Origin of the sequence: Hydrocarboniphaga sp., from assembly GCF_965279055.1 — a bacterium.
Lineage (GTDB): Bacteria > Pseudomonadota > Gammaproteobacteria > Nevskiales > Nevskiaceae > Hydrocarboniphaga.
This window is the reverse complement of record NZ_OZ257125.1, coordinates 3,048,829-3,064,886: the sequence shown is the minus strand read 5'-3', so window position 1 is coordinate 3,064,886 and position 16,058 is coordinate 3,048,829. Positions and strand designations below refer to the sequence as shown.

The following is a 16,058-nucleotide window of genomic DNA, read 5'->3' as shown; positions in this document are numbered from 1 at the left end:
TTATGTCTCGTCTTTCCCAAGACTCCCGCATTGATCTTGAAGCCCTCACCTTCGACGACGTGCTGCTGCAGCCCGCGTACTCGGAAGTGCTGCCGCGCCAGGTGGATCTGCGTACGCCGCTGACCGCCCGCATCAAGCTCAATATTCCGCTGATGTCTTCGGCGATGGACACCGTGACCGAATCCAAGCTGGCGATCGCGCTGGCCCAGGAAGGCGGCATCGGCATCATCCACAAGAACATGACCGCCGCGCAGCAGGCGGCCGAAGTGCTGGCGGTGAAGAAGTTCGAAGCCGGCGTGATCGTCGACCCGGTCACCGTGCGGCCGTCGATGACCATTGGCGAAGTGCTGGCGCTGACCCGCGCGCACCGCTTCAGCGGCGTGCCGGTGGTCGAGGGCAACAAGCTGGTCGGCATCGTCACCAGCCGCGACCTGCGCTTCGAGACGCGCTTCGATCAGCCGGTGTCGAGCATCATGACGCCGCAGGATCGCCTGGTCACCGTGCGTGAAGGCGCGAGCAAGGAAGAAGTCGTCGCCAAGCTGCATCAGCACCGTATCGAGAAGGTGCTGGTCATCAACGACCTGTTCCAGCTGCGCGGCATGATCACCGTCAAGGACATCCAGAAGTCCAGCGACTTCCCGAGCGCATCGAAGGACGAGCGCGGCCGGCTGCGGGTCGGCGCCGCGGTCGGCACCGGCGGCGACACCGACGAGCGTGTCGCGGCGCTGGTGGAGGCCGGCGTCGATGTGATCGTCGTCGACACCGCGCACGGTCATTCCAAGGGTGTGCTCGATCGCGTCACCGCGATCAAGAAAAAGTATCCGGACCTGCAGGTCATCGGCGGCAACATCGCCACCGGCGATGCGGCGCTGGCACTGGTCGATGCCGGTGCGGACGCGGTCAAGGTCGGCATCGGCCCGGGCTCGATCTGCACGACTCGGGTCGTTGCGGGAGTTGGCGTGCCGCAGATCAGCGCGGTGATGTCGGTTGCCGATGCGCTGAAAAACAGGGGTATTCCGCTGATTTCCGACGGTGGCGTGCGCTATTCCGGCGACTTCGCCAAAGCGCTGGCCGCCGGCGCGTACGTCGTCATGGTCGGCTCGATGCTGGCCGGCACCGAGGAAGCGCCGGGCGACGTCGAGCTGTACCAGGGCCGCTCGTACAAGGCCTATCGCGGCATGGGTTCCATGGGCGCGATGAGCCAGGCGCAGGGCTCCAAGGATCGCTACTTCCAGGACACCACCAGCGAAGTCGAAAAACTGGTGCCGGAAGGCATCGAAGGCCGTGTGCCGTACAAGGGCCCGATGACGGCGATCGTGCATCAGATGATCGGCGGCCTGCGCGCCAGCATGGGCTACACCGGCTGCCAGAGCATCGAGGAAATGCGCACCAAGACGCGCTTCGTCAAGATCACCGCCGCCGGCATCAAGGAGAGCCACGTCCACGACGTGACGATCACCAAGGAAGCGCCGAATTATCGTACGCAGAGCTGAGCGGCACGAAGGGGGCAGGGGGGCGGATATCGCCGCCCTCCGTTCGCCCCGAGTAGCCGCTTGCGGCGTATCGAGGGGCCGGATCGATTCGGTCCCTCGATACGCGCCGGCGGCGCTACTCGGGACGAACGGGCTTTAGCTGAAAATTTTGATTGACTGAATCAGAGGCAAGCGACGTGACCGAAGCATCCGCAGTGAATATCCACGCCGACCGCATCCTGATTCTCGACTTCGGTTCGCAGCTGACCCAGCTGATCGCGCGCCGCGTGCGCGAACTCGGCGTGTTCTGCGAGCTGCATCCCTGGGACATGTCGGACGCGGCGATACGCGAGTTCGCGCCCAAAGGCGTGATCCTCAGCGGCAGCCCGGAATCGGTCGCAGCCGAAGGCTCGCCGCGCGCACCGGCTGAAGTCTGGAATCTCGGCGTGCCGGTGCTCGGCATCTGCTACGGCATGCAGGTGATGGCGCACCGCTTCGGCGGCACCGTCGAGCCGCATGACCAGAAGGAATTCGGTTACGCGGAAATCCGCGCGCGCGGCCATTCCGAGCTGCTTCGCGACATCGAAGACCGCATCAACAGCGAAGGCCACGGCCTGCTCGACGTGTGGATGTCGCATGGCGATCGCGTGGTCAAACTGCCGGAAGGCTTCAAGACCATCGCCTCGACGCCGGATTTGCCGCTGGCCGGCATGGCGGATGAGTCGCGAAAGTATTACGGCCTGCAGTTCCATCCCGAAGTCACGCACACCAAGCAGGGCACGCGCATCTACTCGCGTTTCGTGCATGAAATCTGCGGCTGCGGCGACGCCTGGAAGCCGGGCAGCATCATCGACGATTCGATCGGACGCGTGCGCGAGCAGGTCGGCAAGGGCCATGTGCTGCTCGGCCTTTCCGGCGGCGTCGATTCTTCCGTCGTTGCCGCGCTGCTGCACAAGGCGATCGGTGCGCAGCTGACCTGCGTATTCGTCGATCACGGCCTGCTGCGTCATCACGAAGGCGATCAGGTGATGCAGATTTTCGCGCGGAATCTCGGCGTGAAAGTCATCCGCGTGAATGCGCAAGAGCGCTTCATGAGCGCGCTCGCCGGTGTCAGCGATCCGGAAGCCAAGCGCAAGATCATCGGCAAACTCTTCGTCGAGGTGTTCGACGAAGAGTCGTCGAAGATCGACAACGTGCAGTTCCTCGCCCAGGGCACGATTTACCCGGACGTGATCGAGTCCGCCGGCAGCAAGACCGGCAAGGCCCACGTGATCAAGAGCCATCACAACGTCGGCGGCCTGCCCGAGCATATGAAGCTCAAGCTGGTCGAGCCGCTACGCGAGCTGTTCAAGGACGAGGTGCGCAAGATCGGCGTCGAACTCGGCCTGCCGGCGGAGATGGTCTATCGCCATCCGTTCCCCGGCCCGGGTCTCGGCGTACGCATCCTCGGCGAAGTGACGAAACCCGCTGCGGATACGCTGCGTCTGGCCGATCACATCTTCATCGAGGAGCTGCGCCGCAGCGGCTGGTACGACAAGACCAGCCAGGCTTTTGCGGTGTTTTTGCCGGTGAAATCGGTCGGTGTCACCGGCGACGGCCGCCGCTACGAGCCGGTGATCGCACTGCGCGCGGTCGAGACCATCGACTTCATGACCGCGCACTGGGCGCACCTGCCTTACGATCTGCTCGACATCGTCTCGCGCCGCATCGTCAACGAAATTTCCGGAGTATCTCGCGTGGTCTACGACGTCAGCGGCAAGCCGCCGGCGACGATCGAGTGGGAATAGTCGCGCTCGAAGCGAAGATCACACGGAGAGTGTTGAAGCCGTCATTCCCGCGCAGGCGGGAATCCAGTGGCGTCACAGCAGCGCCTACTTCAGCCGCGCCGCAATCTCCTGCGCCAGCGCGAACACCGACCGCGGCGCCGAGCCTTCGGCCTTGTTGCCGATGGTGATATAGGCGGCATGGCCGGCGCCGGCCGTTGCTGCTGCGACTTTCGCCAGCGTCTGCCTCGTTTCGATATCCGGGTCGACCAGCTGATCGAACGCGCCATAGAGTTTCTTGGCCGCCTCGTATCCGTAAGCGCCATGCCGGCGATGCAGATTCCAGCGGCACACCATCGGCCCCGGCCATAGCGCGCGCAGTATCGGCAGCTGCGCTTCGATCGGCGGCATCTTGCCGTGCAGGCTCAGGCAGTAAGTCGTGCGTGTATCGCGCAACAACTCGATCAGCAGCCGTGAATATTCCGGCGACACCAGCAGCGGATCGCGCAGCTCCACGCCCAGCAGTGCCGGCATTTCGGGCATCGGCAAGGCGCGCAGCATCAAAGCCAGCCGCTCTAGAAATTCGACTGGCCGTGCCAGCCAATAGCTTGGCAATGGGCTGATTTGAAACACCAGCGCGCCGAGTTTCTGGCCGAGACCGGCAATCGCCGGCTCGACGAAATGGCTGAAGGCGAGCGCCGGATCGAGGAAGGAGCCGTTCTCGGCCAGTGCGCGGCCTTCTTCGCGTATCAGCGCGTCGGCGACCAGTGCCGGCGCCTTCACGACGAAGCGGAAATGATCCGGAACCTGCGCCGCATACGCGGCGTACTGCGCCTGCGTCAGCGCCTTGTAAAACGCGCGATCCAGGCTGACCGTGCCCAGCAGCGGATGCTCGGAATAGGCGCGCAGGCCATGTTTGGAAAGCGGCGCGAGTTCATAGTCGCGATCGTCCCAGACGCTGCCTTTCCAGCCCGGATAATTCCACGACGACGTGCCGAGCCAGAGTGTCGACGGCAAGGCCTCGGCGAGCGCCGCATGAGCCTCGTCCGGCGCTGCCGCGCCGACCACCACCTTAGCTTTGCGCCGAGGTGATGAAGAAGGCGCGGGCTTGTCGTCGAATAACGGTGTTTGCATAGGCCAAGCCTAGCGCAGCAAACCGGGTGCGAGGAGCCGGCCCCTGTAGGAGCGGGCTTGCCCGCGACTGAGGCTGCGATCGCACAGTCGCGGGCAAGCCCGCTCCTACAGAGGCAGCGTTCGCTACTTGCTCGCCTCGAACTCGACCAGCTCGGCGCCGTCCTTGACCTGCTCGCCGACGCTGCACAGCCAGGCTTTGACGCGGCCCTTGGCCGGCGCGCATAGCGTGTGCTCCATCTTCATCGCCTCCATGACGATCAGCGGCGCGCCCTTGTCGACTTCGGTGCCGACTTCGGCCTGCAGCGCGATGATCTTGCCGGGCATCGGCGCGGTCAGGCCGCCGTCGTGGGCCTGGTCGGCGCCGGCCTGGGCCAGCGGATCGAACAGGTTCAGGCGATGGTGGCGGCCGAGCAGGAACACGTTGAGCTGATCGCCGACGCGGACCACGTCGGCTTCGCTGTGACGGGCGCCGATCGCGTAGCGCAGCGCCGATCCCTGAGTGTGTTCGATGCGCGCCGGCTCGCCGTCGACACTGATCGCACGCGCGTCGTAGCGCAGGCTCAGGCTGTGAGTCTGCTCGCCGCTGAAGAACTGGAAGCTGCGCGTCAGCGCACCGTTGATGCGCCAGCCGTCGTTGACGCTCCATGGCGAATAGCGGTCGTTGCCGAGCGAGGTCTTTTCTGTCGAGCGACGTGCTTCGTCGGCGATGATCCACAGCGCCGCGGCCTTCGACGCGTCGGCGATGTCCACCGGCGCCGGCGTCAGCAGCACGTCGCGCTCGCGTTCGATCAGGCCGGTGTCGACCTGGCCGTCGCGGAATTCGGCGTGCCCTACCAGGCGCGACAGGAAGGCGATGTTGTTGCCGACGCCGACGATCTGGAAGTCGGCGAGTGCGGCGAGCATGCGCTCGACGGCGCGCTCGCGCGTTTCGTCCCAGACGATCAGCTTGGCCAGCATCGGATCGTAGTGCGGGCTGATTTCGTCGCCCTGATCGATGCCGCTGTCGATGCGCACGTTGAGCGATTCGCCCGGCGGCACGAAGTGCAGCAGCTTGCCGATCGACGGCAGGAAGCCGTTCTCGGGTTCTTCTGCATACACGCGCACTTCAATCGAGTGGCCGCGCAGCGGTACCTGCTCCTGGGTCAGCGGCAGCGCTTCGCCGGCGGCGATGCGCAGCTGCCACTCGACCAGATCCAGACCGGTGATCATCTCGGTGACCGGGTGCTCGACCTGCAGGCGCGTGTTCATTTCCATGAAGTAGAACGCGCCGCTCTGGTCTGCGATGAACTCGACCGTGCCGGCGCCGACGTAGCCGACCGCGCGTGCGGCGGCGCAGGCGGTGGCGCCCATCTGTGCGCGCTGCGCCGCGCTGATGCTCGGCGCCGGCGCTTCCTCGACGACTTTCTGGTGACGGCGCTGCGCCGAGCAGTCACGCTCGTGCAGGCTGATGGTGTTGCCCTGCGTGTCCGCGAACACCTGGATTTCGATGTGCCGCGGACGCGCCAGATATTTCTCGACCAGTACGCGCTCGTCACCGAAGCTGGCCTTGGCTTCGCGCTGGCAGGACGCGAGTGCGGCCTCGAAATCGGCGCTGGCCTCGACCACGCGCATGCCCTTGCCGCCGCCGCCAGCGGTGGCCTTGATCAGCACCGGATAGCCGATTTCGTCGGCTTTTCCGCGCAAAAATGCCGGTGCCTGCTCGTCTCCGTGATAGCCCGGCACCAGCGGCACCTTGGCTTTCTCCATCAGCGATTTCGCCGCGGACTTGGAGCCCATCGCGCGGATCGCTTCCACCGGCGGGCCGATGAAGACGATGCCGGCGACGCGGCAGGCTTCTGCAAACGCTTCGTTCTCGGACAGGAAGCCGTAGCCCGGATGAATCGCCTGCGCGCCACTGCGCTTGGCGGCTTCGATGATTTTCGGAATCTGCAGATAACTTTCGCGCGAGGCTGCCGGGCCGACGCAATAGGCCTCGTCGGCGAGACGCACGTGGCGGCTGCCGGCGTCGGCTTCCGAGTACACGGCGACGCTGCGGATGCCGAGCTTGCGGCAGGTCTTGATGATGCGGCAGGCGATTTCGCCGCGGTTCGCGATCAGGATCTTGGTGAACAGTTTCATGGGATTTCGATCCATCACATTCTGAACACGCCGAAACGCGTCGGCGGTATCGGAGCGTTCAATGCGGCCGACAAGCCGAGGCCGAGCAGGCGACGCGTCTGCGCCGGGTCGACGATGCCGTCGTCCCACAAGCGTGCAGTCGCATAGTAGGGGTTGCCCTGCAGGTCGAACTGCGCACGTGTCGGTGCCTTGAACTTCTCTTCGTCCTCGGCGCTCCAGGTTTTGCCCTGTGCTTCCAGGCCGTCGCGACGCACCGTGGCGAGCACGCTCGCGGCCTGCTCGCCGCCCATCACCGAGATGCGCGAATTCGGCCAGCTCCACAGGAAGCGCGGTGAATAGGCGCGGCCGCACATGCCGTAGTTGCCGGCGCCGAAGGAGCCGCCGATCAGCACGGTGAACTTCGGTACCTGCACGGTGGCGACCGCGGTGACCAGCTTGGCGCCGTCTTTCGCAATGCCGCCGTTCTCGTATTTGCGCCCGACCATGAAGCCGGTGATGTTCTGCAGGAACACCAGCGGGATGTTGCGCTGGCCGCAGAGTTCGATGAAGTGCGCGCCTTTCTGCGCGGACTCGGAAAACAGGATGCCGTTGTTGGCGACGATGCCGACCGGATAGCCGTGGATGTGCGCGAAGCCGCACACCAGGGTCGCGCCGTAGCGAGCCTTGAATTCGTCGAAGCGCGAGCCATCGACGATGCGCGCGATGACTTCGCGCACGTCATAGGGCTTGCGCGTGTCGGCCGGGATGATGCCGTAGATTTCTTCCGGATCGTACAGCGGCTCTTCCGGCGGCTGCAGGTCGACGCCGGGATTTTTCTGCAGGTTCAGGTTGGAGACGATGCGGCGCACTAGCGACAGCGCGTGGTGATCGTTCTCGGCGAAGTGATCGGCGACGCCGGAGATGCGCGTGTGCACGTCGGCGCCGCCGAGATCTTCGGCGCTGACCACTTCGCCGGTCGCGGCCTTCACCAGCGGCGGGCCACCGAGAAAGATCGTGCCCTGATTCTTGACGATGACGGTTTCATCGGACATCGCCGGCACGTAGGCGCCACCGGCGGTGCAGGAGCCCATCACGCAGGCGATCTGCGGAATCTGCAAGGCCGACAGATTCGCCTGGTTGTAGAAGATGCGGCCGAAGTGCTCCTTGTCGGGGAACACATCGTCCTGCATCGGCAGAAAGGCGCCGCCGGAATCGACCAGATACACGCAGGGCAGCCGATTTTCCTTCGCGATCTCCTGCGCGCGCAGATGCTTCTTGACCGTGATCGGGTAGTAGGTGCCGCCCTTGACGGTGGCGTCGTTGGCGACGATCACGCATTCGCGGCCGCTGATGCGGCCGATGCCGGCAACCGCGCCGGCGCTGGGGATTTCGCCGCCATACATGCCGTTGGCGGCCAGCGGCGAAATCTCCAGGAACGCACTGCCCGGGTCGAGCAGCGCGTCGATACGCTCGCGCACCAGCAGCTTGCCGCGCGCGGTGTGCTTCTGGCGCGCGGACTCGCTGCCGCCGAGCGCCGCTTCCGCGGTCTTCGCGCGCAGCTCGTCGACCTGCGCGCGCAGCGCCGCGGCATTGGCCTTGAACTCGTCGCTGCCGGTGCGGATCTTGGACTGGATGATGGACATGGTCAGACCGATTCGTTGAACAGTTCGCGGCCGATCAGCATGCGGCGGATTTCCGAGGTGCCGGCGCCGATCTCATACAGCTTGGCGTCGCGCCACAGCCGGCCGGTGGAGTAGTCGTTGATGTAGCCGTTGCCGCCGAGCGCCTGTATCGCCTGGCCGGCCATCCACGTGGCTTTCTCGGCCGAATACAGGATCGCGCCGGCCGCATCCTTGCGCGTGGTTTCGCCGCGATCGCAGGCGCGCGCCACGGCGTAGACATAGGCGCGGCAGGCATTCAGACCGACGTACATGTCGGCAATCTTGCCCTGCATCAGCTGGAATTCGCCGATGCTCTGACCAAACTGCTTGCGCTCGTGCAGATAGGGCACGACCACGTCCAGACACGCGGCCATGATGCCGAGCGGGCCGCCGGACAGCACCACGCGCTCGTAGTCGAGGCCCGACATCAGCACGTTGACGCCGCGGCCGACGGTACCGAGCACGTTTTCTTCCGGCACTTCGCAATCGACGAATACCAGCTCGCAGGTGTTGCTGCCGCGCATGCCGAGCTTGTCGAGCTTCTGCGCGGTGCTGAAACCCTTGAAGCCTTTTTCGATGATGAAGGCGGTGATGCCTTTCGAGCCGGCGTTGATGTCGGTCTTGGCGTAGACGATCAAGGTGTTCGCGTCGGGGCCGTTGGTGATCCACATCTTGTTGCCGTTGAGCACGTAGCGGTCGCCGCGTTTGTCGGCGCGCAGCTTCATGCTGACCACGTCGGAGCCGGCGCCTGGCTCGCTCATTGCCAGCGCGCCGATGTGTTCGCCGCTGATCAGCCTCGGCAGATACTTCTGCTTCTGCGCCGGGCTGCCGTTCTTGCGCAGCTGGTTCACGCACAGGTTCGAGTGCGCGCCGTAGGAAAGACCGATGGCCGAACAGGCGCGCGAGATTTCTTCCATCGCGATCACATGCGCCAGATAGCCCATGTTGGTGCCGCCGAATTCCTCTTCGACGGTCAGGCCCAGCAGGCCGAGCTCGCCGAACTTGCGCCACAGCTGGTTCGGGAACTCGTTGATGCGATCGGCTTCGGCGGCCAGCGGCGCGACTTCGCGGCTGGCGAACTGCTGCGTCAGATCGCGCAGCGCGTCGACATCGCTACCGAGGTCGAAATTGAGGGAGGTGAAGGACATCTGCGCGCTCTCCAGGGCTGGGCCACGGTCGGTTACGCGCCGCCGCTGCTCACGAATAAGGGGTGTCGGCCGCCGTCGACAGGTGCGGGCCGCAAAGAAGTGAAGCATAATTCACTAATCGAAGCAACGTTCGCTACTTTGCAACCGACATGGCTTACCGAAGATCGGCATTGATGGAAGAGCGGCTCGCGGACAACCGCGAGCGCATCCTGCTGGCGGCGCGCAAGCTGATCGCCGGCGGCGGCCTGCGCGAGGCCTCGATCACCGCGGTGTCGCAGGTTGCCGGGCTGTCGACCGGCGCGATCTACCGCTACTTTCCGTCAAAGGCCGATCTGTTCGTCGAGGTGCTGACCAGCGCGGTCGACTACGAAGTCGCGATCCTGCAGGGCATCATCGTCAAGCCAGGCACGGACACCGAGCGCTTGCGCGCGGCGGTGCGCTCGTTCGCCTCACGCGCGCTGGAAGGTCCGCACCTGGCCTACGCGTTCATCGCAGAACCGGCCGATCCAGAAGTCGATGCCGCACGTATCCTGTGCCGCGAGCGCTTCGGCGAGGTGTTCAAGACCGTGCTGCGCAACGGCATCGCCAGCGGCGAGTTCCCGAAGCAGTCGGTCGATGTCAGCGCCGCCTGCATCGTCGGTGCCTTTACCGAAGCTTTGACGCGACCGGTCGCGCCGACGACCAAGCCAGCGGCCAGCGGCAAGAAACTGGTGGATGCGATCGCGGATTTCTGCGTGCGCGCGGTGGTCGGCGCGGCGGAGTGATCGTGGCGGATATCGCACACCCCGTTCGTCCCGAGTAGCCGCATCGCGGCGTATCGAGGGACCCCGACCGCGATCCGGTCCCTCGATACGCGGGCTAAAGCCCGCTACTCGGGACGAACGGAGTGTGTTTTAAGCCGCCAAGCCTCATTCCCGCGAAGCCTCAGTACTTCCAGTCGAGATTCACACCCGCCAGCACGCTGCGTCCCGGGCCCGGCTCGTAGTAGCGACCGTTGCCGTCGTTGACGATCACCGAGCCGACATAGTCCTTGTCCAGCAGGTTGTCGACGCGGATGAAGTTGCGCACGCGCCAGTGCGGCAGCTCGAAGATATAGCCGAGGCCGGCGCCGAACAGGCTGTATGAAGGCGCCGACTCGGAGTTGACGTCGTTGACCGCGACCTTGCCGATGTAGCGCGCGTCCAACTCCGCGTTCCAGCCGGCGGACTTGCCCCAGTTCAGCGCGCCGTAGGCGCTGCTCTTGGGCACGCCGGGAATCTGGCTGCCGGAGTCGACCGTGGCGTTGAGCACCGTGCACGGCGTGCCCGAGCAGGTCTGGTAGTCGTCGCGCACGGTCGCATCGAGCCAGGTGTAGGCGAGCTGCAGGCGCAGATCGCGGACCAGCTCGGTGGTCAGGCTGCTCTCGACACCCTGGCGCCGGGTGTGGCCGATGTTCAGGTAGGTCGAGCGGCCGCCGCTGTTGCTGGCGATGGCGAGTTCGTTGTTGGTTTTGGCCTGGAAAACGGCCAGATCGAATTCGGTCTTCGGCCGCAGGCGCAGCTTCATGCCGACTTCGGCATTGCGCGTCTTCGCCGGGTCGAGGCCGAAGTTCAGGCCGGCGCTGCCGTTGGTGTAGGCCAGCTCGGCAAACGTCGGCGTCTCGAAGCCTTCGCCGTAAGCACCGTAAAAACGCAGCGCGTCGGTGGGTTTGAAAACCACGCCGGCGACCGGCGTGGTCGCCGAATAGTCGGCCTTGCCGCTGTCGTCGCCGTTGGCGAGGTAGTGATCGTCGGAGTCGAACTTGACCGAGCTGTGACGCACGCCGGCCAGCGCCGACCAGCGATCGGCAAAGTCGTAGCTCGCCTGCAGATACTGGTCGAAATCGTAGACCTGATCGGTTTCGTCGCGGCGCAGTGCGCCTTTGACGCCGAGCTGCGTGCCGATGTAGTCGTTGTAGCCGCGGCGCTGCTGCGACAGGTCGTCGTAGCTGACGCCAGCGACCAGGCTGAAGCGTCGGCCGCCGAGCAAGTCGGCATAAGTCCAGCGCGCGTCGCTGCCGCCGTAGTCGGTGCCCAGATCGACCACGCCGCCGGAATGCCGGGGATTGGCCTGCGCGCTGATCGGGATCGCCAGGTATTGCTCGACGTTGCGCTCGCCGTAATAGCCGAGCACGCGAAGGCTCTGCGTGTCGCTGATGCGCCAGTCGTAGATCGCGCCGCCCTGGGTCTGATCGGCGCTCTTGCGCGTGTTGAACTGCGTGGCCACCGACGTCGCCTGGCTGGGCTTGTCGTCGAACTGCGCGCGCGTCAGGCCCAGCGGATCCTGCGCATTGGGTGCCGAAAATGAATTCAGCACGAAGGTCAGCTTGCTGTCGGTGGAGAGCTGCCAGCCGACCTTGCCGTTGAAGGATTGACGCCGCGCCTCGCTGTGGTCGCGGAAGCCGTCGGTGTGAAACGCGGCGTAGTTGACGTTGTAGTCGATGGTCTTGGCAGGATCGAGGCTGGCGCGCACGCCGATGCTGCTGCGCCAGGTACCGAAGCTGCCGCCGGCGACGCTGCCGGAAACAATGGGCTCATCGCTGCCGTCGGCGGTGAACATCTGTATGACGCCACCGGAGCTGTTGCCATACATCGCGGAGAACGGCCCGCGCAGCACCTCCACGCGATCCGCCGAGCCCATGTTGAAGTGCGAGACCTGGCCCTGGCCGTCGGGTTGCGTCGCCGGAATGCCGTCCAGGTACAGGCGCACGCCGCGCACGCCGAAGGTCGAGCGTGAGCCGAAACCGCGGATCGAAATCTGCGTGTCCTGCGCGTAATTCTGCCGATCGCGCGCCAGCAGGCCGGCGATCGACGGTAGCGCTTCCGACAGGTTCACGCCCAGCGAATTGCCGTGCAGATCGTCGCCGCCGACGCTGTCGATCGAGGCCGGCACGTCGAAGGCCGGCGAGGGCAGGCGCGTGGCAGTCACGGTCACCGTCTCCAGCTCGGCAGGAGCCTGCGTGTCGGCGCCGCTTTGCGCGCCCACCGTGCTGCTCGCGGCGACGGCGATGAGCCCGCCGGCAATGCGGCAGGCGCTGGCGATGACTGGACGACGCATGAGTTCTCCCCGAGTAGTTTTATGGTGTTGCAGTTTGCGGCTGCAGCGCATCGACCATGCCAGCGCCGCGGCGGACCGCGCACGGCCGGTTTTGCGGCGCAGCGGCCCGCATTGGTCGCAGCGGCTGGAGCAGTTGTCGCCGCTTCTGCGTCAAAGCTGAGACAGTCGCTGTGTCGCGTGCGGCGCGCGGCTTGCGCCGCCCGCACTCTACACGCTGCGGGCACGCGCGATTGTCACGATTCGTCGCGGCATTGTCGGCCCGCGGCCGCGCCGCGTAGCATCGGCGCGCATACCGCAACCGGGGCCGTCGACGATGGAGGAAAGCCAAGCAGCCGCAGCGCCACCCGCGCGCCGCCGCCCCAGCGACGCCGAACTCAAGCTCTGGCCCCATCTGCGTCGCAAGATGCCGGGCTGCCGCTTCCGTCGCGACGAGGCGGTCGGGCCCTACGTGGTGAACTTCGTCTGCCGGGATCCGAAGATCGTCGTCGAGATCGACGCCGGCCTGGACGCGGCCTCGGCCGTCGACGCCGATCGCGAGCACTGGCTGCAGGCCGAGGGCTTTCAGGTGCTGCGCTTCCGCAGCCAGGACGTGATCGAGCACACCGCCGACGTCGTCGACAGCATCATCGCCGAACTGCCCGAGGCCGCTCTCAGCAATGGCAACGGCGCGCAGAAAGCCGAAGACGAACACTGGATGCGCCAGGCGCTGAGAGTCGCCAGGCATGCCGCCGAAGCCGGCGAAGTGCCGGTGGGCGCGGTGCTGGTCGGCGACGACGGCGAACTGATCAGCGAAGGCTGGAACCTGCCGATCACGCTGCACGACGCCAGCGCCCACGCCGAGATGCAGGCGATGCGCAGCGCCGGCCAGAAACTCGCCAACTACCGGCTCCCCGGCACAACGCTGTATGTAACGCTGGAGCCCTGCGTGATGTGCGCCGGCGCGATCATCCACGCGCGCGTATCGCGCCTGGTGTTCGCCGCACGCGACCCCAGGGCCGGCGCCGTCGACTCGGTCTACGACGTGATCGCAAGGCCGCGGCTGAACCACCAGCTGGAATGGCGCGGCGGCGTGCTCGAGGCCGAGGCCGCCGAACTGCTGCGCGAATTCTTTCGCGAACGCCGCGCGCCGCGTTGACGCACCCCGGGGCGGGCACTATCATTCGCGCCCTTCGGATAGTTAGCTCAGCGGTAGAGCATCGCCTTCACACGGCGGGGGTCACAGGTTCAATCCCTGTACTATCCACCAAGAATTCAAGTAGTTATAAAGCCCGGTTCCGCGCCGGGCTTTTTTCGTTTCGGCCATTGGGTTCCGATGTGCTGCAGTGAGCCAGGCGTTAGGGCAGCACGACCGGCCAAGCGAGAGTCCGCCGTTTTGCAGGTCCTGGATTCAGCTGTTGAGCGGCTTGGCAGGCATCTCGCGCAGCACGCTGAGCTTGGCGACGATTTCGCGAATGTCGGCGGAGGCGTCCATCACGCCGTGCCAATCCTCTTTCCGAAAGCACATCTGGAGATAGTCCTTCATCAGTGCGAGATCGGCTTCCAGCTGCTCTGTACGACTCATCGGAGAAACGACTTTCAACGCAGAGGCGGTGCGTGCTTCGAGTTGCATGTTCGCTCCCAGTGAACGTGGCCGGTTTGAGGTTGCGGCCGCGATATTGGGCCGGGCGAATGATTTCCGGCTGAACACGGTTACGCCGCAGGCCCGGCGAAATCGTCGATTCGAAGGCGCACGCGCCAGGCGCCCACGGGACCGCTTCGAGCCGTCACGTTCGGCGCGGAGGTCGCCCAGTCTGCCGGTGCATTTCCCAGGCGAAGTTCCGGATCACGGATCCCCGCTCACGGCGGCTGCCGCCGGGTCTCTGCCCATCGGTACCGCTGAGCCGCAAAAAGCAGACGGCGACCGCCATCGGCTTCAATCTAGCCTCGTCTTCTGCACCAACTCCCTATGAAGACAGCCGACCTGAAAGCGTCCGGCACTTCAAGCCCCGTTCCCCTGCGGGGCTTTTCTTTGGGCATCGATATTTCCGCCGCGCAAGCGGCAAAAAAAAGGCGGACATCGTCCGCCCAAGAGTCGAAGCGCCCCGGAGGCGGGGCAAAGCCGTCAAAAAGGGTTTGAAGGCCTCGCAGCGAGTAACGGCCGCCGGCCGGTTGCGGATGCAGGACAGCCCGCGATGAAGTTCGACAACAGCTCGCCGCGCCTGGCTCGTGAGCGGCTGATGTCGACGGCCCTGGCGAATCCCGGACGCGGCGGCGATTCCATCGAGCCTGGTGTTGTGAAACGATGGCGCCCCTTTCGGCGGCGCCGCTGCATCATCGGGCCTGCGATGCCTTGTCCAGGTCCACGTCGAATCGCGCTGACCACTGCCAGAAAATGTCGACTTTGCGTAAACCTCTCGACGGCCTTGCCGTTGGCCTGATGGTCGTGCTGTGCGCCTGCTGGGGTTTTCAGCAGATCGCGATGAAGCTGGCGGCGCCGTCGCTGCATCCGGTGATGCAGAACGGTCTGCGCTCGCTGATCGGCACCGTGCTGTTGATCGCGTTGATGGCAGCCCGCCGCGAATCGTTCTCGCTGCGCGACGGCCGCCTGCTCGCCGGGCTCGGCGCCGGTGCCTTGTTCGCCGGCGAGTTCCTGATGGTCGGCCTGGGCCTGCAATACACCACGGCCTCGCACCTGGTGGTGTTTCTGTACACCGCGCCGATCTTCACCGCGCTGGGTCTGCATTTCTTCGTCGCCGGTGAGCATTTGCGCAGCACGCAGTGGATCGGGGTGCTGCTCGCGTTTGCCGGCCTGGCGCTGGCCTTCTCCAACGGCTTTGCTGCCTCGTCGCAGAACTCGCACGAGATGCTGATCGGCGACGCGCTCGGCGTGATCGGCGGCTTGATGTGGAGCGCGACGACGCTGCTGATTCGCGGCTCCTCGCTGTCGGAGGCGCCGCCGATGCAGACCTTGCTGTATCAGCTGGCGGTGGGTGCTCTGTTGCTGCTGATCGCGGGGGCACTCATGGGGCAGTGGCACGCGGTGACGATGACGCCCGTGGCTTGGGCGAGCCTCGCGTTCCAGGGCGTGGGCGTGGCCTTCGCCAGCTTTCTCGCCTGGTTCTGGCTGTTGCGCCACTACCTGGCATCGCGGCTGTCGGCGTTCTCGTTTCTGACACCGATGTTCGGCGTCAGCTTCGGCGTGCTGCTGCTCGGTGATCCGCTCGATCCGCGTTTCATCGGCGGCGCGGTGCTGGTGCTCGCCGGCATCGTGCTGGTGAATCGCAAGGCGTAGGACGGCAGCGCTCGTGGCCGGGTTTCACCCGGGCCACGATCCGCGGTAGCGCTGATCAGGCGGCTGGGCCGTAGGCTCGGCACCAGCCGTTCTTGGCGACCAGCTTGCCGCCGAAAGCGCCGCAGGGCGCATGTCCGGCTTTCTCCTGCGCGGTGGCGTAGAGCGCGCAGTTGCCGCAATGGCTGCCGGGCTTCAGTGCGGATTCCTGGCCCGGCTTCAGGCTGGCGACGTTCTCGACATAACCGAGCGCCTTGGCGGTCGGGTCGTTGAGGTCGAGCTTGGCGGCGCTCTGGGCAAAGCTGCGGGCCGGAAAGGTGGCGAGGGCGGCGGCGCCGCACAGACCGAGAAACCGGCGACGGGTGTTGGGAGGGTTCATGGACGTTTCCTGTTGGCTGTAGGCACTGGCTGATAGGGAGAGTCTTGTACCCTTGGGCGGG

At 65.5% G+C, this 16,058-nt stretch carries 12 protein-coding genes, 1 tRNA gene and 1 pseudogene; 7 read left to right on the top strand and 7 right to left on the bottom strand.

The annotated features are described in order from the left end of the window. The first annotated feature begins 2 nt into the window (after positions 1-2). A complete protein-coding gene (guaB, locus tag ACQZF9_RS13880) occupies positions 3-1,493 on the top strand; it encodes an IMP dehydrogenase (protein ID WP_428309552.1) in 1,491 nt (496 codons plus the stop codon). A gap of 194 nt (positions 1,494-1,687) precedes the next feature. Next, on the top strand, positions 1,688-3,259 hold the full coding sequence (gene guaA, locus ACQZF9_RS13875) for a glutamine-hydrolyzing GMP synthase (RefSeq protein ID WP_428313433.1): 1,572 nt from the start codon (positions 1,688-1,690) through the stop codon (positions 3,257-3,259). A gap of 84 nt (positions 3,260-3,343) precedes the next feature. Here the strand turns inward: guaA and ACQZF9_RS13870 are convergent, their stop codons facing one another. The 4 genes from ACQZF9_RS13870 to ACQZF9_RS13855 all read right to left on the bottom strand — a co-directional run bounded on the left by ACQZF9_RS13870 (position 3,344) and on the right by ACQZF9_RS13855 (position 9,275). Then, positions 3,344-4,369: a DUF72 domain-containing protein gene (locus ACQZF9_RS13870; protein WP_428309551.1), complete on the bottom strand. Its 1,026-nt coding sequence runs from the start codon at positions 4,367-4,369 to the stop codon at positions 3,344-3,346. A 123-nt stretch (positions 4,370-4,492) separates the two neighbouring features. Beyond that, a complete protein-coding gene (locus ACQZF9_RS13865; protein ID WP_428313432.1) occupies positions 4,493-6,481 on the bottom strand; it encodes an acetyl/propionyl/methylcrotonyl-CoA carboxylase subunit alpha in 1,989 nt (662 codons plus the stop codon). Positions 6,482-6,501: 20 nt separating this feature from the next. Next, positions 6,502-8,109, bottom strand: a complete 1,608-nt coding sequence (locus ACQZF9_RS13860; RefSeq protein ID WP_428309550.1) for a carboxyl transferase domain-containing protein — start codon at positions 8,107-8,109, stop codon at positions 6,502-6,504. A 2-nt stretch (positions 8,110-8,111) separates the two neighbouring features. Next, positions 8,112-9,275 carry an isovaleryl-CoA dehydrogenase gene (locus ACQZF9_RS13855; RefSeq protein WP_428309549.1) on the bottom strand — a complete coding sequence of 388 codons (1,164 nt, stop codon included), beginning with the start codon at positions 9,273-9,275 and terminating at the stop codon, positions 8,112-8,114. Between the two features lie 149 nt (positions 9,276-9,424). Between ACQZF9_RS13855 and ACQZF9_RS13850 the strand changes: the two genes are divergently transcribed. Next, positions 9,425-10,039, top strand: coding sequence for a TetR/AcrR family transcriptional regulator (locus ACQZF9_RS13850; protein ID WP_428309548.1), 615 nt, complete (start codon positions 9,425-9,427; stop codon positions 10,037-10,039). Positions 10,040-10,199: 160 nt separating this feature from the next. On the opposite strand, the gene ACQZF9_RS13845 is transcribed toward ACQZF9_RS13850, so the two are convergent. Continuing rightward, positions 10,200-12,350 (bottom strand): TonB-dependent receptor family protein, encoded by a 2,151-nt coding sequence (locus tag ACQZF9_RS13845; RefSeq protein ID WP_428309547.1) that lies wholly within the window; start codon positions 12,348-12,350, stop codon positions 10,200-10,202. Positions 12,351-12,663: 313 nt separating this feature from the next. Here ACQZF9_RS13845 and ACQZF9_RS13840 point away from each other — a divergent pair. The 3 genes and pseudogenes from ACQZF9_RS13840 to ACQZF9_RS13830 all read left to right on the top strand — a co-directional run. Further along, positions 12,664-12,927, top strand: a pseudogene (locus ACQZF9_RS13840) (DUF559 domain-containing protein); the annotation flags it as partial. 117 nt (positions 12,928-13,044) lie between these two features. Further along, complete coding sequence (gene tadA / locus ACQZF9_RS13835; RefSeq protein WP_428313431.1) at positions 13,045-13,485, top strand: tRNA adenosine(34) deaminase TadA; 441 nt, start codon at positions 13,045-13,047, stop codon at positions 13,483-13,485. Between the two features lie 36 nt (positions 13,486-13,521). Next, a tRNA-Val gene (locus ACQZF9_RS13830) sits at positions 13,522-13,596 on the top strand. Positions 13,597-13,737: 141 nt separating this feature from the next. Here ACQZF9_RS13830 and ACQZF9_RS13825 read toward each other — a convergent pair. Then, positions 13,738-13,959 (bottom strand): hypothetical protein, encoded by a 222-nt coding sequence (locus ACQZF9_RS13825; RefSeq protein WP_428309546.1) that lies wholly within the window; start codon positions 13,957-13,959, stop codon positions 13,738-13,740. Between the two features lie 762 nt (positions 13,960-14,721). On the opposite strand from ACQZF9_RS13825, the gene ACQZF9_RS13820 reads away from it, so the two are divergent. Continuing rightward, positions 14,722-15,621: a DMT family transporter gene (locus tag ACQZF9_RS13820; protein WP_428309545.1), complete on the top strand. Its 900-nt coding sequence runs from the start codon at positions 14,722-14,724 to the stop codon at positions 15,619-15,621. Between the two features lie 55 nt (positions 15,622-15,676). On the opposite strand, the gene ACQZF9_RS13815 is transcribed toward ACQZF9_RS13820, so the two are convergent. Further along, positions 15,677-15,997: a high-potential iron-sulfur protein gene (locus tag ACQZF9_RS13815; protein WP_428309544.1), complete on the bottom strand. Its 321-nt coding sequence runs from the start codon at positions 15,995-15,997 to the stop codon at positions 15,677-15,679. Positions 15,998-16,058 lie beyond the last annotated feature (61 nt).